This window comes from Bradyrhizobium sp. T-12, assembly GCF_058314695.1.
In genome coordinates, this window is the sequence record NZ_CM177756.1 from 5,509,767 (window position 1) to 5,524,958 (window position 15,192).

Below are 15,192 nucleotides of genomic sequence, written 5' to 3' on the forward strand. Positions count from 1 at the left end.
CAACTGTACCAATTCGCTCGACGGCCGCGGATTGCGAGCAGCGATAGGCCTGACGTCGGCCGCCCATTGGAGCAGGAGACCAGCAATAGGGATGCGAGCCTCATTTCCGCTTCTTCGGAAGGGCGTTCTTTCCGGCGATGGAGAGCGCGATCAGGCCGAACGTGATCAGCCGCGGAATGAAGAACACCGGCTCGCTCGCATTCGTCACTTGCACCACCGCCAGGACAAATCTCGCAACGGCGTCGATCGCAAAAGCCGCGGCGAAGAACAGAAAAAGGGCGTCCCCCGACTTACGCCAAAACTTCAGGAAATGCACGCTCGCCAGAAACGACGCGAACGCCGTCGCTCCCGACAGGACGGGATTCAGATGATCCATCACTCCGCCTCCCACACCATGCCGATGAGCAGGACCGTCATCGCAAGGAGCCCGATCGATAGACGCAGGGCAGAAAGATCGATTTGAGGAAATATGATCTTATCCATCCAGAGAGCGGCATTTTCCAGGGTCAGTCCCGCAAAGCAGATTGCGCTCCATAGGAGCAGTTTCGACCTGCTACCGAAATACGCTCGAGCGAGCAGCCAAGCACAGAAGCCGCTCGTGATTGCGCAGAGGCTGTAAATCACCGCGGCCATCACTAGTCCTTTCGAATCCTGAAGGCGTCGGAGAATTCCTGGATGCGGCGCGGCTTGCTGTGAATGATGTGAGTGATTGGGATCAAGTGCCGCGAATAAGCTTTCGCCAGACTATCAACCACTGGCCGCAGTTCGGCTTGGGGCGCGAAGGAGTACATTCCTGCGTCGCACTCCAGAAAGCCGTCTCGCTTGAGGGACGCCAAAGCATCGGCCACCTCCGCCCTGCCAGCGTAAAGGCGCGCAGCGAGAGCTTCCAGCAGCCAACGCTCACCGGTCCGCTTATGGAGAAATAGAAGAGCCTCTAGCTGCGCCACGGAATGTATGTAGCGGCGCACCAGCTCCTTTACCTCTTCCGGCAACTCTTGATCAGACATCATCGACCTCAGCCAGCGCCGCGCAAGCTGATCGATTCAAACTGCAAGTTCAAGACTGCTTTTACCTGCGGCAAGCCAGGACTCTATCGAACGGGAAGACAGCCCAAAGGCGGCGTCATCTTCGATGACACCGCCTCGATGATCGGCGATGAAGTCGATCGAAAACGCCTCAGTACTTGAATTCAGGCATTTTCTTCAGCTGATCCTTGTTGGCATTCAGTACGATATGGTCCGGATACCAGTTGTCGCTTCGCTTAGCCGACGTCGATGTGCTTCCCGTCGTGCTCGTCGAGGCACTGCCAGTCTTTCCGGCGCCGTCGTTGGACGCCGTCTTCATCGGCTCCTTGGCGAATTTCAGTTGATCAAAGGCAACGGCAACGTTGTGCTCGCCCATTCCCAGGAAGCCTCCCACCCCGATCACGACATTTGCAACCCGACCGCTGGAGTCGAGGATCAGATCGTTGATGTCGCCGATCTTCTCGTTGCTATTGTTGTAAACGTTCACGCCAACCAGCTTTGATGCACGCCATTCGCCCTCCTTGTGTATCGATGCGGTCGGGGAAGTCGTTGCGTGGATATTTGGCGCTGTGGCTGTCCCGCCATTCTGGGGCGCCTGTGCCGAGGCAGGGGCGGCAAGCAACATCGCGGATGCAATAATGCAGAGTGGTTTCTTCACGACGATTTCTCCTTGTGTTGTTGGATCATCGTCAACTCGTCCCCTGGTCGGAAGTTTCGTCTGGCCTGACGCGCGGTACGCTCCCGCACAATTGTCCGACCAACCTAAGGCGACTCCGCATCTTCTGACGCAGCATTGCGCGTGTCACGGATGGGTTGCATATGATGTATTCGACCATCGCTATGATGTCGTCCCTGGTACGATTGCAGCAGGGGTTCTCGTAAGCTGCAAGAAGCCTTTGAGCCTCCTCCAAGGCCGCTACCATGACCTCGGCGTCGGATCTGATTTTGATTTCCTGCGATGACATATCAGCCTCTACGACCGCCCGTTGCTCCAAATACATCAGGTCTCATTCGCCGCCGCGACTCGATCGGCGACACGAGCTCACGAATATGCCGTGCGGAGAGCCGGTACCGCGGCGGAACGGTTGTGCGCCGATAGAATGATCCCCTGACAATCGCAGGACATTGCCTTCAGCTTGGTCTCGTCCGCGACAACGATCCCTGCCCTCCGGCATCTGATCACGCCTTCGCGCGCCAGATATCCGAGAGCAACCGTAACTCCGGCGCGCCTGACTGCGAGAGCATTCGCGATGTAGCTGTGCGTGAAAGGCACCTCGCGAGACCCGAGCCTGTCGCTGGCGACCAGCAGCCAGCGTGCGAGTCGTTGATGCAGCGTGTGCCTGGAATTGCAGGCCGACAATTGCGAACTGTGGATCAAGATCGCCTGCACATAACCCAGAAGCAGCTTTTCGAGCTCGACGTCCCGCTTGATCAGCGAGATCAGTTGCTCGGACCTGATACGCAGCGCTTGCCCCGGCAGTCGCACGCTGCATCGGTGCGGCGAGACGTGCATGCCGAGGACGAGGGGTACGCCGACAAAATCCTTCATGCCGAGGGTATGGATCTCCACAGGCAAGCAGTCGCCAGCCCGGGTTGTAACGGAACATCCACCCGACTCGATGAAGTAGCCGTAACGCAGCGGCGTGCCACGATCGTAGAGAACTTGCCCCCTGTTAAGAGGCACCGTCTCGCAGCTATCGAGCAAGCGACACCGCGACGACGTCGACAACCGTGATACGAGTTCGTTGCGACCAGGATCGCGCAAAGCTGCGTCGCTGCAAGGCTGCTTCACGTTGAGGTCGCTATTGATCGACAGCGGCAGCGAGGACGAATGTTCCATGTCAAGCTCAATTCTAGACCGCAACAATGATTACCTGTAGCATGCGACGGAACGCTCCATCCTGGGAGTCGGGGTGACCATTGGTACTGTCGGGAAAAACCTGACTTGAGCGAAAACACTGAGGAAGAGCCGAAACGTGGCCGTTTCGCCGTCTCATTTGAAGCCTAGCGGCCTGGAAACACCGGCCTCGAGCGCCCGGCGTGCGGCGCGCCGTCCTCTGATCCTCGTGTTTATTGCCGCTGCGATGCCTCTGGCGCTTTTTGCAGGATGGGTCGTTTTCCTGAATGCCCAGCAGCAACGCAGAGGGTCTCAGACCGCCGCCGTGGAGACTCTTGATAACGTCGTAAACCGGCTTGCTTCGGAGATCAGTCTCCAGCTCGAGATCGCCGAAACCCTCGCGGCTTCCGCGACGCTCGACACGCCGGACCTCGATGCGTTCTATCGGGAAGCCACGCGCGTTAACGAAGCACGACTCCTTTGGCAGACCATTCAGCTGGTCGATCCCAATGGAAATCAAGTGCTGGACGTCAGCCGGCCGCTCGGAGACGGGATGCGCGCCACTGCCGACCGCGAAAATTTCGAACAAATCCTCAGGACAAGGAAGCCGGCCATCGGCGGCATCGGGCCACGAGGTCCTGTCACCGGCAAGCGTGTGGTCGCCGTGAGGGCTCCGGTCGAGCGCGATGGACAGTTGAAGTTCGTGCTCACGGTGGCCCTCGTCCCCGATGCAATCAGCCAGATCTTGAAGAGCGCAGGCGCCCCGGCAGGTTGGGTGGGCTTCGTCGTTGATGCCAAGGGCAACATCGTCGCCCGGACCTTCGGCGAGCAGTCCGAGCTCGGACAATCCGCCAGCGACACCGTACGTCAGGCGATCGCCTCTGCGCCCGAAGGAAGCTATGTCAAGACCACCTCTGCCGGCGACCAAGTGGATTCGATCTATAAAGTCATTCCAGGCACCAGCGGATGGTCCGTCCACTTTGGAATACCGACGCAAGAGCTCAACGGGCCGGTTCAGCGCTCGGCGCTCTTTCTTGCCGGCGGAGGAATCCTGAGCTTCGTTCTGGCGCTCACTCTGGCTTGGTACACAATTCGCGACATTTCCTTGCGTCGGCGCGAACAGGAGGCTCAGGCGGCACTGGCGCTCAGTGCCAGCGAGGAGCGACGCAGATTGACGATCGATGCGGCCGACCTCGGCGTCTTCAGCTGGGACTTTGCCACCAGAGAAGCGCTGGTATCGCCCCGCGCTCGGGAAATGCTCCAGATCGAGGGTTCGCGCTCCGACGGCGACATGAGCCTCCCGATCGACAGGATGCTGAGCAGCATTGATCCCGCCGATCAACAGCAGTTTGAGTCATCGCTGCTCAGTTGCCGTTCGGGCAACGTCGCAATTGCTGATTTCCGTACTGCCTCCCCTAACAGCAGATGGTTGCGGGCCAGCGGCCGCCTATCTCGTCTGGATGACCGGAACCTGGACGTTGTTTACGGCGTCATTTTGGATATTGATGAGACCAAACGAGCCGAGCTGGAACGGCAGCAGTTGCTCCGACGTCTTTCGGATGCGGAAGAAAACGAGCGACGTCGAATTGCGCGAGAGCTGCATGATCAGATCGGGCAAACGGTGACCGGTCTCCTCCTCGGCCTCAAGGGTCTGGAACCGTTTCTCGGCGCGAGCCAAAAACGCAAACTTGGATTGGAGAAGCTCAACTGGCTGCAAGGGCTGGCAAGAGGGATTGGACGCGACATCCATCAAGTCGCCTCAGATCTGCGGCCGACCGCTCTGGACGATCTGGGGCTTTACAAGGCGCTCGAAGCATTTTGTGCGGAGATCCAGCGCCGCTTCGGGCTGAGCGTTGATTATCAACCCTTGGGCAGAAGGGACCGTTTGGGCCAAGACGTCGAAATCGCTGTCTACCGCGCCGTCCAGGAAGCCATCAACAACGTGGTCAAACACGCACGCGCTCGAAACATCAGTGTGGTCATTGACCGGCGTACGGCGGAGCTGAGGATCGTCGTCGAAGACGACGGGAACGGCTTCGACCTTCAAGGGTTTTCGCAAGGCGACAGCCGTCACTCAAAGCTGGGCCTTTCGGTGATCGAGGAGCGCCTGACACTGTTGGGCGGATCTCTGGCGATCGAATCTGAACCCGGCCACGGCACCTCCCTTTTCATGAGAATTCCGGTGCCAACAGAGGAGATGGGCTATGTGCCCGATCCGGATCACGTTAACTGACGATCATCCGCTCGTTCTGGCCGGGATGAAAGCACTGCTTCAGGGCGTGGAGGACATCGAGATTGTCGGCGAAGCGACTGACGGACAGGCTGCACTCGACGTCATTCAACAAACCACACCTGACATCGCTATCCTGGATATCTCGCTTCCGGGAGTCAGCGGCCTGGAAGTCGCTCGTAGGTTGGCGGCTCAGCTGCCGCAGGTTCGTCTGCTGGCTTTGACCGTTCACGAGGATCACGCCTACGTCCAGCCTATGCTACAGGCGGGCGTCCGCGGATATCTGCTGAAGCGCTCCGCGGCCGACGAACTCGAGCGCGCAGTTCGCGCGATAGCGGGAGGCGGACTGTATCTGGATCCCGCAATAGCAGAGAAAGCGCTTCCATCCACGCTAGGGGCGCATGCCTCTTCGAGCACTGCAGCAACCAGCGAATTGACGCCGCGCGAGAGCGAGGTTCTCAGACTGATCGCGCAAGGCTTCAGTAACAAGGAAATCGCCAATCAGCTCAGCATCAGCATCAAGACCGTTGAAACCTACAAGGCCAGGGCCGTGGAAAAGCTCGGGCTTTACACGCGCGCAGACATCGTCCGGTACGGTGTTGCACTCGGGTGGTTGGGCCATCCCGCGAAGAGTGCCGATCAGGTTTGAACCGATCTCGGCGGAGGGGTCGGCCGAACCAAGTCAGGATTTTCCCGACAGATCGAGTTGATCCTCCCGACTTCACCATTGGGCGGTGCAGACTATCGTTCTCGGAGTGGATGGATAACAGGCCGAATCCGCGGCCGGAACATGCGTCGCTCCCCCGCGCTGCGATCCGTATTCCCGGAACGGCAAGCTCGCTTGGAGGCACAGATGAGAAATGTACTTTTCCGAGGACGCGCTGGTCGCCGGCTCTTCGCAAGCTACGAGGGGCTGCCGAAGCTCGCGGCGCGAACGACTTCGCGCTTGGATGCCCGCATGGCCAGAATCGCGGGCATCGCCCTCACATGCGTGTACCTCACGTGCCTGTTGCTCTCAGCGTATGCGATTGCTTGACCGGCTCGAGTTATGAGGACCGGACCAAGCCGGAGATCGTCTGATCATGGATGTGGCCTTGGCGCTCACCTTGCTCGGCATGTTGCTCTTCGGTGGCGCGGCGCTCGAGATCGCAGCTCGGCGCTTTTACAGGGATCTCAATCGTCAGATTCCGATGTAGGCTAAGTTTTCGATTTAGGACGCAGAGGTCAGTGCTGTAAATCTGAGAGGGCCGCCGTAGGGGGCGGCCTCTCGTCGCTGGCGGCTATCGGCAGACACGCACGTGCTTCACGATACGCCGACCGTGATAGCCGCGCTTGACTATGGTCCGCACCGTGCAAACCCTCCGATGATGATGATAGTGGTAGCCGACCCGCATCGTCTCGGATGCTGCCGCTGCGCCGACCGGAGGCGCCGTCATCGCATTTGCAGGGACCAGGAACTGAGTCCCCGCGAGCAAAGCAGCAGCGGCCAACCCATAGGCGATTTTCTTCATGATTCTTCCTTGTCGTATGCCCCGGTTCGCTTTCTAGGTCCGGCCGATGAACACGAAGTGAATGCAGAGACGGATAGCCGTCGTCGCGATCATTCGCCGCAGATGCATGAATAGAAGCTGACGCGCACAGTGTCCGCGAGCGAGATGCGTTGGCACTTTCGCCAGAACAAATGGAACTTGCCGTGCTTTCGCTAATGGATATTGCCGCCGTTCTGCTCACGCTGTCAGCCATCTTCGGCTGGCTCAACCACAAGTTCCTGCCGCTGTCTCGCAGCGTAGGACTTCTAGTGATGAGCGTCCTGACCTCGCTGCTTTTGATAACCTTGGATGCAGCGATTCCCTCAGTTCAACTGCTTGACCAGCTTGCCGATGGACTGCGACAGATCGACTTTGCCGAAGTCGTCGTGAACGGAATGCTTGCGTTTCTTCTGTTCGCCGGTGCCCTGCACGTGGATCTTGAAACGCTCAAGAGCCGCGCGGTTCCGGTCTTTCTTCTGGCGGTTTTTGGCACGTTGATCTCGACTGCTCTCGTCGGCATGATGTTCTGGCTTATCTGCGGTCTCATGAACTTACCGGTCTCGCTCGGCTGGGCGTTCGTCTTCGGCGCATTGATCAGCGCGACCGATCCGGTGGCTGTCCTCAGCACACTCCGCAACACCAACGTACCTAAAGAACTACAGATCGAGACTGAAGGCGAAGCGTTGTTCAATGACGGCGTGGGGATTGTCCTGTTCACCATCCTGCTTCGCTTCGCGAGTTCGGGCGACGGGGCGCAAGTTTCGACTGCTGACGTCGCAGGGCTGCTGATTCGCGAGGCTGGTGGCGGGATCGTACTGGGGTTGATGACCGGTTATATCGCGTATCGCGCGATGCGACTCATTGACGACTACGCTATCGAGGTTCTGATCTCGCTGGCCCTCGTGACCGGTACTTACGCTGTCGCTCTTCATTTGCACGTCAGCGGACCGCTTTCTATGGTTACGGCGGGTCTTCTTATCGGAGACCGAGGACCGCGGTATGCAATGAGTGAGCGGACTCAAGGCTATCTCTTCGCGCTTTGGACGCTCATTGACGAAATTCTCAATTCGGTTCTCTTTCCCTCATCGGGCTCGAGACACTCATCCTCCGCTTTGATCTCCGCAGCTTTGGCCTCGCGGCAGCAACTGTGCCGATCGTCCTTTTCGCCCGGTTTGCCTCAGTCGGCGTCCAACCGTTCTTGTTCGGATGGACCCGGTTGCTCTCCTTGCGAAACGCGCCTTTCCTGACCTGGGCAGGTGTGCGTGGCGGGATCTCGGTTGCCCTTGCGTTGTCGTTGCCGGATAGTCCAGCCAGGACCGCGATACTCGCCTCAACCTATGCGGTCGTTCTGTTCAGCATCATCATCCAAGGCTCGACTCTGGGCTGGGTTGCAAGACGGACTGTAGGACAACAGCTTGCCCCATCCCAAGAGGCGGGCTCCGGCCGTCAATCCTCGTAGCTATCGATGGCGGCGTCCCGCGATCACACGCTTGGTTACAACGCCGACGATGTCCTTCATGCGGGGACGCGTTCCGGTGCGGACAACGATTGCGGCTCCGGCCCGATTCGGCAATGGCGTCGTCGACAGCAGGGAGCCGAAGAAGCATATGCTGCAATGCTCCTCGTCATCGTCCAACCCGGCGGGATGAGCCTGCGATACCAGCGACGCCGGAGGCGTGTGGACGCTTCCCACTGCCGTCACACCGCTGCTACGGCATCGAAGACTAGCGTGGAAAATCATGGAAATGGCGGAGAGAATGGAGTCAAACCCACGATTCCTATCGTGGTGTTGAATCCCTTGCAGCATCATTCCTGCTCATTCGGCTGAAGTCGGCCGACACCTCACTCAGGGGGCGAACTTCTAGTCACGTGAATCTAAAGTTCGCCACATAAAGTCTGCTGGGCTTTGTGGCAGAAGCGTTTGACGGAAGCCAAAATCTGGTCTGCGGACTTGGTCCATTTGAAGGGCTTGGGATTTTTGTTGTGCAGGTCGATGAAGGTACGGATATCGGCCTCGAGCTGCCTGACGGAGGTGTGAACACCTCGCTGGATCTGCTTTCTGGTGAGCTCAGCGAACCAGCGTTCGACCTGATTGATCCATGACGCGGAAGTCGGCGTGAAGTGGACATGATAATGCGGCCGACGGGCGAGCCACGCTTTGATCCTGGGTGTCTTGTGGGTGGCGTAGTTGTCCATGACGATATGGACATCGAGGCCTTCAGGGACTTGAGCATCGATCTCTTTTAGAAACTTCAAGAACTCGACTGCCCGGTGGCGCTTGTAGCATTTGCCGATGACGAACCCCGAGGCGACATCGAGCGCGGCAAACAGCGTGGTCGTACCATGCCGCACATAGCTGTGCGTACGACGCTCCGGTATGCCGGGCATCATCGGCAAGACCGGCTGCTCGCGATCGAGTGCCTGAATCTGGCTTTTCTCATCGATGCTCAGAACAAGGGCTCGGTTCGGTGGGGACAGGTAAAGGCCGACGATGTCGCGTACCTTGTCGACGAACAGCGGATCGCTCGATAGCTTGAATGTCTGGCTACGGTGCGGCTGCAAGCCGAACGCCGCCCACATTCGGCGGATCGTGGTGTGGGAAAAGCCGGTTTCCGCAGCCATCGAGCGGATCGACCAGTGCGTCGCATCGGCTGGCGTCGTCCGCAACGTCCGCTCGATCACCGCGGCAACCTGATCATCGTTGATGGTTCGAGGGCGGCCAGGGCGTGCCTCGTCAAGCAGGCCATCACAGCGGTCCTTCAAAAATCGGCGACGCCACTTGCCAACGGTGTGTTCGTGGAGGCCGAGTTCGGCAGCCACAGACTTGCTAGGCAATCCATCCGCGCATCGCAGGATCGCGCGGCATCGCTCAGATAGCGACCGGGCAACACGATGACGACGAACTTGCCTCTCCAGGTACGTCCGCTCCTGCTGACTCAGCACCAACGGCGCAATCGGCCGGCCTCGCACACCCGCATTCGCCACGAGCACTCTCCTCTGTAGAGCTTCGAGCTATCAACTAATGTGACGAACTTGCGTTCCAGATGACTAGAGCGTGGGCGATGCTGCCGCTCGCGCTATCGAGGCAGGTTGATTATTTGACCTGAGAAGATCGTTGAGAAATCAGCTACTCAAACGGTCTTTCTCGCTAAGGCCTTGATATGGTGGGCGCACCAGGGCTCGAACCTGGGACCCGCTGATTAAGAGTTCAAAACCGGCACCTCTCTACGGTTTCTGAATCTTCGCCAGGCTTCGACAGCATCCAAGAAGGCCTTTTATTTATAGGGAGTTGTCGCATAGCTTCGCAGTCCAGCGAACCCAGACCTACAGATACCTCGGCTCGCCAAAACCGTTTGAAAACCGTTTTTGCAGTTCACGCCCGCTCCCATGACTGACATTCGCATTGCTCTCAGCGACAAGGCCATCGCTCAGCTACCGATTCCTGAAGACGGTTGGTATCTGGCTCGCGATACCGAGTTGAAAGGCTTCTTCGTCGTCGTGGGGAAGCGGAAAAGGACGTTCACCGTTCAAGGAGATCTTAGACAACGAGGAAAGCGGGCCTCGTCCATCAGAGTGTCGATTGGAGACGCCAGCGAGTTGACGACGCGAGCGGCCCGCGCGATTGCCAAGGAATATCTTGCTCAGATCAGCAAGGGACACCACCCAAGGAAGAGGCTAGATGAAAAGCCGGGGCAGGCCGGGTCCGATGGGAACAGTTCCGTAGCGGCCCCTACCCTGAAGCAGGCTTGGCAGCGCTATCTGGAAGCCCACTTGGTCCGAAAAGGCCGGAGCGACAAAACGATAAGCGGCTATCGCGATCACGTCGAGCGCCTCTTTAGTGAATGGCTCGAAATCCCTCTCCTCGATCTCGCGAACGATCCCAGTCGCGTCGCTGAAAAGCATGATCAGCTTACCAAGCAGAACGGTCCCTACATGGCGAATGGCAGCATGCGAACGCTGCGGGCCATTTACAATCATGCTCGGAAGACCAATCGATCGCTACCGCGTGACAATCCGGCGGATGCTGTCGATTGGAACCAGGAGGAGCGAAGGAATACCGGCATGGGCGTCAGCGACTTGAAAGGATGGTTCATAGAGCTGGCGAGTCTAGATAATCCAATCCGACGCGAATTCCATCTTTTCACCTTGTTGTGTGGGTCTAGGCCCACCGCCTTGCAGCAGGCTAAGCCGAAACACATCAATTTTCGACGGCGAACGCTCCACATCCCTAAGCCCAAGGGAGGCAGCAAGCGAGCGTTCGACATCCCGCTGTCACGTGAAATGATCCTGTGTCTCATTCGGGTGCTTCGTTTCGGCAGGCAAATGTATTCGTCTCAAGCACGGGAATGGCTGTTTCCAGCTGAGAGCGGCTCCGGACACCTAGCTGAAACAAAGGAGGATCGAGATATCTTGTCAAAGTGGGGCAATGACCTTCGTCAAACATTTCGGACGATTGCCACCGCTGCTGGCGTTTCGGAGTTCGATGCCAAGCTCCTCATGAACCATTCTATCCCTGGTGTGAACGCAGGTTATGTCACTCGACACAAGCTGGTTGAAGACCACCTGCGCAGCCAGCAACAAGCTATCAGTACCGTCGTGTTTTCCGCACTCGGTAAGTCGCTCACGGAACAGGAAGCCCTGATCAATTGGCTTGGCCGCGGAGTTAGTCGAAGAGCCGTACCCCAATTCCGGTTGGAACCAAACACTCTGGGCGAGCAGCAAGAAAGAATTCGGCAGGCCGCATGACGATTTGGCCGCCGAAAACTCGGGAGACTCATCTTCTAGTCATCTGGAACGCAAGTTCGTCACATTAGTTGATAGCTCGAAGCTCTACAGAGGAGAGTGCTCGTGGCGAATGCGGGTGTGCGAGGCCGGCCGATTGCGCCGTTGGTGCTGAGTCAGCAGGAGCGGACGTACCTGGAGAGGCAAGTTCGTCGTCATCGTGTTGCCCGGTCGCTATCTGAGCGATGCCGCGCGATCCTGCGATGCGCGGATGGATTGCCTAGCAAGTCTGTGGCTGCCGAACTCGGCCTCCACGAACACACCGTTGGCAAGTGGCGTCGCCGATTTTTGAAGGACCGCTGTGATGGCCTGCTTGACGAGGCACGCCCTGGCCGCCCTCGAACCATCAACGATGATCAGGTTGCCGCGGTGATCGAGCGGACGTTGCGGACGACGCCAGCCGATGCGACGCACTGGTCGATCCGCTCGATGGCTGCGGAAACCGGCTTTTCCCACACCACGATCCGCCGAATGTGGGCGGCGTTCGGCTTGCAGCCGCACCGTAGCCAGACATTCAAGCTATCGAGCGATCCGCTGTTCGTCGACAAGGTACGCGACATCGTCGGCCTTTACCTGTCCCCACCGAACCGAGCCCTTGTTCTGAGCATCGATGAGAAAAGCCAGATTCAGGCACTCGATCGCGAGCAGCCGGTCTTGCCGATGATGCCCGGCATACCGGAGCGTCGTACGCACAGCTATGTGCGGCATGGTACGACCACGCTGTTTGCCGCGCTCGATGTCGCCTCGGGGTTCGTCATCGGCAAATGCTACAAGCGCCACCGGGCAGTCGAGTTCTTGAAGTTTCTAAAAGAGATCGATGCTCAAGTCCCTGAAGGCCTCGATGTCCATATCGTCATGGACAACTACGCCACCCACAAGACACCCAGGATCAAAGCGTGGCTCGCCCGTCGGCCGCATTATCATGTCCACTTCACGCCGACTTCCGCGTCATGGATCAATCAGGTCGAACGCTGGTTCGCTGAGCTCACCAGAAAGCAGATCCAGCGAGGTGTTCACACCTCCGTCAGGCAGCTCGAGGCCGATATCCGTACCTTCATCGACCTGCACAACAAAAATCCCAAGCCCTTCAAATGGACCAAGTCCGCAGACCAGATTTTGGCTTCCGTCAAACGCTTCTGCCACAAAGCCCAGCAGACTTTATGTGGCGAACTTTAGATTCACGTGACTAGGGCGCAGATTCATTGAGGCGCAGCCAAAGCCTGATTGACGCGAATTGAACGAATGCGAGGTAGTTGGCGGCGAGCCTATCGTAGCGCGTCGCCACACGACGACAGTGTTTGATCCTGTTGAAGAACGTCTCGACGTGGTTGCGGGCACGATAGACATAGGGGCTGAAGCAGATCGGATCGCGGCGATTGCTTTTCGGCGGCATGTTCGCCCATGCGCCCTTCTTCATGGCAAGCTCCCTGATCCAGTCGGCGTCATAGGTCGGCAAGCAGCATTGACCCGGGTTTCAGAGGAAACAGCAATTTTTTTCGGCGAGTCGAACGTCATGGGCTTCACCGGGGCTCAGCGCCAGCCGTACCGGCAGACCATTGTCATCGACCACCGCATGGATTTTGCTCGTCAAGCCGCCGCGGGACCTTCCCATCGATTGACGTTGGTTCCTTGTGATGCAGGCTCCGTGCTGATGCACGCGGACAATGGCGGCATCACGCGCAGTGGAAAGCGCTTCTAGATGCGGCCCCAAACACCGGCCCCGCCGCCACTTGACGAAGCGATTGTAGCAAGTGGTGTATCGGCCAAACACCGTCGGCGGATCACGCCAGGGTGCTCCTGTTCGGAGGACCCAGAAGACGGCGTGAACTGCCCGATAACCTTTTTGCCATCCAGTTTTCGGCGTGCTTCTCTCTCGCCCAGCTACGCAGCCTGCGGCTGAGCGCCGGCTGAAACCTGCTCGCGATCGCTTCGGTGGCTGAGCAATCACAGGGTGCGTACATTATCGTACAAAGTCCTGCCCGTGCGTTCATCGATCGCGCCGCATTGCGAGTTGATCAAAATGATCCGGGACGGATGAGACTTGGAGCTCGCTCAAGTCGCCTCGAACTGGCCTGATCGAGACTGCGAGATTGTACAAGATCCAGTGGCCTCCAGCCGGAGCTGCGTCAGAACACCGCGCCTCAGCTGGCTGATCGTAATCCCTGGACCGAGCGACGGAGGACCAAATGAGATGACTCGGGACGTATTGCGACATCGCTACGCTGCTGATAGGCGCGGGACTCTTTATGTCTCCCTGGGTTCTCGGCTTTGGGGCCGTAGTGCCAAATCTGCCTACCCAGACCGCGGTTGTTTTTGGCGCGATTATTGCTGTCTCCTCGATTGCGACCCTCATCGCTTTCGAGACGTGGGAGTTGTACATCGTCGCTGTGTTCGCAGCAGGCTCAATCACATCCCCCTGGATGTTTGGCATTGCCGATCGCGTGGCAACTGCGATGCTCGTCGTTGCCGGTCTTACGGCGCTCGCAACAAGCATCACGCACACTCTTCTGCTGCGGCGGCTTGTGAGGACGACCGCAGACCGACAAGCGTCGCGGATAGTCCGAGATGACTTGCGGTCCTCGAATCCGTCTAACCAGAGCGTGCGACGCGTGCCTGGCGAGAAAGAACCTGATCGACGTTACCGAGGCGCGAGCCCCCGTACGGAACTCGGGAAAACAGTTCATTTCGTCGGTAATAGGTAAACGCGCGAGAAGAATGCCGCTTTGGGCTAGGCGAGCATCCCGAACTCCGAGACAGAACATCCGCCAGCGAGATCAACATGGTCATCCGTGAAAATGGGCGAATAATGTCGAGACGATTGTCGTCGCTTTAAGGTTTATAGAATGCGAGCAACCCGCCAAAGGCCCTGTTCCCCCCGAGCAAGATGCCCGAGCATCCCCCTCATCATAGAATTCAGGCCCGGGTCATCATTGCTCCGAGATCTATCGGCAATAGATCGCGCGGCCGGATGACCTCAACCACCGCTCGCGTTACCAATTCCAGGCTGCAGCCGCGACCATGAAGGCGCCACAGCTGACAGCTCCAGCCAGTATTACGGCAATGTTGGCTTGCCAATCAGTCGCGAGATCGGGGACGATTGGACTTCCGGCAAGTGAATGGTGGGCCGGCGCAGGACCACCTTGAGCAGGCATGTTTGCCAATGCCGTTGCATTGTCAAGATCGGGCGGCATTGGCTCGTGCAATGATCGGGCAGGTTCAAATGGAGGATCGAGCTCGACGGGTAACCCGAGCTCCTCCAGGCGCGATACGACGCTTGCCACTTGCTCCTCGGTCATCTCCCCAACAGGCAGAACCGCTTTCAGGTCCTTGTCCGTGACAAACCCTTTGCGGCGCCCCAGCGCGACGAGGCGCGGCAACCCGACGTAGCTTACCGAAGGCGCCATCAGAGACTCCGTTCATAGAGAAAATTGATTGTCGGAAACGGCCAGAATACGAGACAGGTCCTTTGAGATCTTTGAAACGTCCAAAGCCGTGTCTAGGTTCGGGAACGTTTGCCTTGCAGCACTCATCCTTTGTACGCCACCGCTCATTCTTCACTCCTTCATGCCGGATTCAACGAGTCACCCGTTACACCGGATAGCTTGTGAAGAACCTGGCAATCATCGCGATCTGCATCATGAACCAGAATTTCGGCATTGACGGTCCAAGCTTGACGCCGAAGATGGGCCGGAAAGTCGCAAACTGCGCGATCGTCGGTACATGCCGACCTGCCAAGTGTTGAGCGAGAGCGTGTCTGCCTTCACCGAAACCCGATCTCGCGCGTGCGCT

Annotated in this window: 13 protein-coding genes and 2 pseudogenes; 6 read left to right on the forward strand and 9 right to left on the reverse strand. The window is 58.2% G+C overall.

What is annotated here, in order from left to right; genetic code table 11:
- Positions 1-100: 100 nt before the first annotated feature.
- From AC0WRY_RS26310 to AC0WRY_RS26330, 5 genes are all read right to left on the reverse strand, one after another.
- Positions 101-376 carry a DUF5985 family protein gene (locus tag AC0WRY_RS26310; RefSeq protein ID WP_491121635.1) on the reverse strand — a complete coding sequence of 92 codons (276 nt, stop codon included), beginning with the start codon at positions 374-376 and terminating at the stop codon, positions 101-103.
- Complete coding sequence (locus AC0WRY_RS26315) at positions 376-633, reverse strand: DUF5985 family protein (RefSeq protein WP_194403692.1); 258 nt, start codon at positions 631-633, stop codon at positions 376-378. Before AC0WRY_RS26315 ends, AC0WRY_RS26310 begins: the two co-directional genes overlap by 1 nt.
- A gap of 2 nt (positions 634-635) precedes the next feature.
- Positions 636-1,010: an SMC-Scp complex subunit ScpB gene (locus tag AC0WRY_RS26320; RefSeq protein WP_194403693.1), complete on the reverse strand. Its 375-nt coding sequence runs from the start codon at positions 1,008-1,010 to the stop codon at positions 636-638.
- A 166-nt stretch (positions 1,011-1,176) separates the two neighbouring features.
- Complete coding sequence (locus AC0WRY_RS26325) at positions 1,177-1,683, reverse strand: PRC-barrel domain-containing protein (protein WP_246776330.1); 507 nt, start codon at positions 1,681-1,683, stop codon at positions 1,177-1,179.
- A gap of 384 nt (positions 1,684-2,067) precedes the next feature.
- Positions 2,068-2,865: a Crp/Fnr family transcriptional regulator gene (locus AC0WRY_RS26330; RefSeq protein ID WP_194403694.1), complete on the reverse strand. Its 798-nt coding sequence runs from the start codon at positions 2,863-2,865 to the stop codon at positions 2,068-2,070.
- Between the two features lie 136 nt (positions 2,866-3,001).
- Between AC0WRY_RS26330 and AC0WRY_RS26335 the strand changes: the two genes are divergently transcribed.
- The gene (locus AC0WRY_RS26335; protein WP_194403695.1) at positions 3,002-5,095 is read left to right on the forward strand and encodes a sensor histidine kinase; all 2,094 of its coding nucleotides are present in this window, start codon (positions 3,002-3,004) and stop codon (positions 5,093-5,095) included.
- Positions 5,067-5,741 carry a response regulator gene (locus tag AC0WRY_RS26340; RefSeq protein ID WP_194403696.1) on the forward strand — a complete coding sequence of 225 codons (675 nt, stop codon included), beginning with the start codon at positions 5,067-5,069 and terminating at the stop codon, positions 5,739-5,741. The genes AC0WRY_RS26335 and AC0WRY_RS26340 overlap by 29 nt, the downstream gene beginning before the upstream one ends.
- Positions 5,742-6,372: 631 nt before the next feature.
- On the opposite strand, the gene AC0WRY_RS26345 is transcribed toward AC0WRY_RS26340, so the two are convergent.
- Positions 6,373-6,603 (reverse strand): hypothetical protein, encoded by a 231-nt coding sequence (locus tag AC0WRY_RS26345; protein ID WP_194408508.1) that lies wholly within the window; start codon positions 6,601-6,603, stop codon positions 6,373-6,375.
- 182 nt (positions 6,604-6,785) lie between these two features.
- On the opposite strand from AC0WRY_RS26345, the pseudogene AC0WRY_RS26350 reads away from it, so the two are divergent.
- Positions 6,786-8,080: pseudogene (locus AC0WRY_RS26350) on the forward strand (cation:proton antiporter).
- A gap of 416 nt (positions 8,081-8,496) precedes the next feature.
- On the opposite strand, the gene AC0WRY_RS26355 reads toward AC0WRY_RS26350, so the two are convergent.
- A complete protein-coding gene (locus AC0WRY_RS26355; protein WP_194402635.1) occupies positions 8,497-9,606 on the reverse strand; it encodes an IS630 family transposase in 1,110 nt (369 codons plus the stop codon).
- 402 nt (positions 9,607-10,008) lie between these two features.
- Between AC0WRY_RS26355 and AC0WRY_RS26360 the strand changes: the two genes are divergently transcribed.
- Together AC0WRY_RS26360 and AC0WRY_RS26365 are read left to right on the forward strand one after the other, a co-directional pair.
- Positions 10,009-11,367, forward strand: a complete 1,359-nt coding sequence (locus AC0WRY_RS26360) for a tyrosine-type recombinase/integrase (protein WP_194403697.1) — start codon at positions 10,009-10,011, stop codon at positions 11,365-11,367.
- A gap of 102 nt (positions 11,368-11,469) precedes the next feature.
- Positions 11,470-12,579 (forward strand): IS630 family transposase, encoded by a 1,110-nt coding sequence (locus tag AC0WRY_RS26365; protein WP_194402635.1) that lies wholly within the window; start codon positions 11,470-11,472, stop codon positions 12,577-12,579.
- Between the two features lie 10 nt (positions 12,580-12,589).
- Here the strand turns inward: AC0WRY_RS26365 and AC0WRY_RS26370 are convergent.
- Positions 12,590-13,222: pseudogene (locus AC0WRY_RS26370) on the reverse strand (IS5 family transposase); the annotation flags it as partial.
- 427 nt (positions 13,223-13,649) lie between these two features.
- Between AC0WRY_RS26370 and AC0WRY_RS26375 the strand changes: the two are divergent.
- A complete protein-coding gene (locus tag AC0WRY_RS26375; RefSeq protein ID WP_371746158.1) occupies positions 13,650-14,105 on the forward strand; it encodes an SPW repeat domain-containing protein in 456 nt (151 codons plus the stop codon).
- A 288-nt stretch (positions 14,106-14,393) separates the two neighbouring features.
- On the opposite strand, the gene AC0WRY_RS26380 is transcribed toward AC0WRY_RS26375, so the two are convergent.
- Positions 14,394-14,807, reverse strand: coding sequence for an RNA polymerase sigma factor region1.1 domain-containing protein (locus AC0WRY_RS26380; RefSeq protein WP_194403720.1), 414 nt, complete (start codon positions 14,805-14,807; stop codon positions 14,394-14,396).
- Positions 14,808-15,192 lie beyond the last annotated feature (385 nt).

Coding starts and splice junctions, on each gene's coding strand:
- AC0WRY_RS26310 (WP_491121635.1), bottom strand. CDS start 376: ATGGATCATCTGAATCCCGTCCTGTCGGGAGCGACGGCGTTCGCGTCG.
- AC0WRY_RS26315 (WP_194403692.1), bottom strand. CDS start 633: ATGGCCGCGGTGATTTACAGCCTCTGCGCAATCACGAGCGGCTTCTGT.
- AC0WRY_RS26320 (WP_194403693.1), bottom strand. CDS start 1,010: ATGATGTCTGATCAAGAGTTGCCGGAAGAGGTAAAGGAGCTGGTGCGC.
- AC0WRY_RS26330 (WP_194403694.1), bottom strand. CDS start 2,865: ATGGAACATTCGTCCTCGCTGCCGCTGTCGATCAATAGCGACCTCAAC.
- AC0WRY_RS26340 (WP_194403696.1), top strand. CDS start 5,067: ATGTGCCCGATCCGGATCACGTTAACTGACGATCATCCGCTCGTTCTG.
- AC0WRY_RS26345 (WP_194408508.1), bottom strand. CDS start 6,603: ATGAAGAAAATCGCCTATGGGTTGGCCGCTGCTGCTTTGCTCGCGGGG.
- AC0WRY_RS26360 (WP_194403697.1), top strand. CDS start 10,009: ATGACTGACATTCGCATTGCTCTCAGCGACAAGGCCATCGCTCAGCTA.
- AC0WRY_RS26375 (WP_371746158.1), top strand. CDS start 13,650: ATGTCTCCCTGGGTTCTCGGCTTTGGGGCCGTAGTGCCAAATCTGCCT.
- AC0WRY_RS26380 (WP_194403720.1), bottom strand. CDS start 14,807: ATGGCGCCTTCGGTAAGCTACGTCGGGTTGCCGCGCCTCGTCGCGCTG.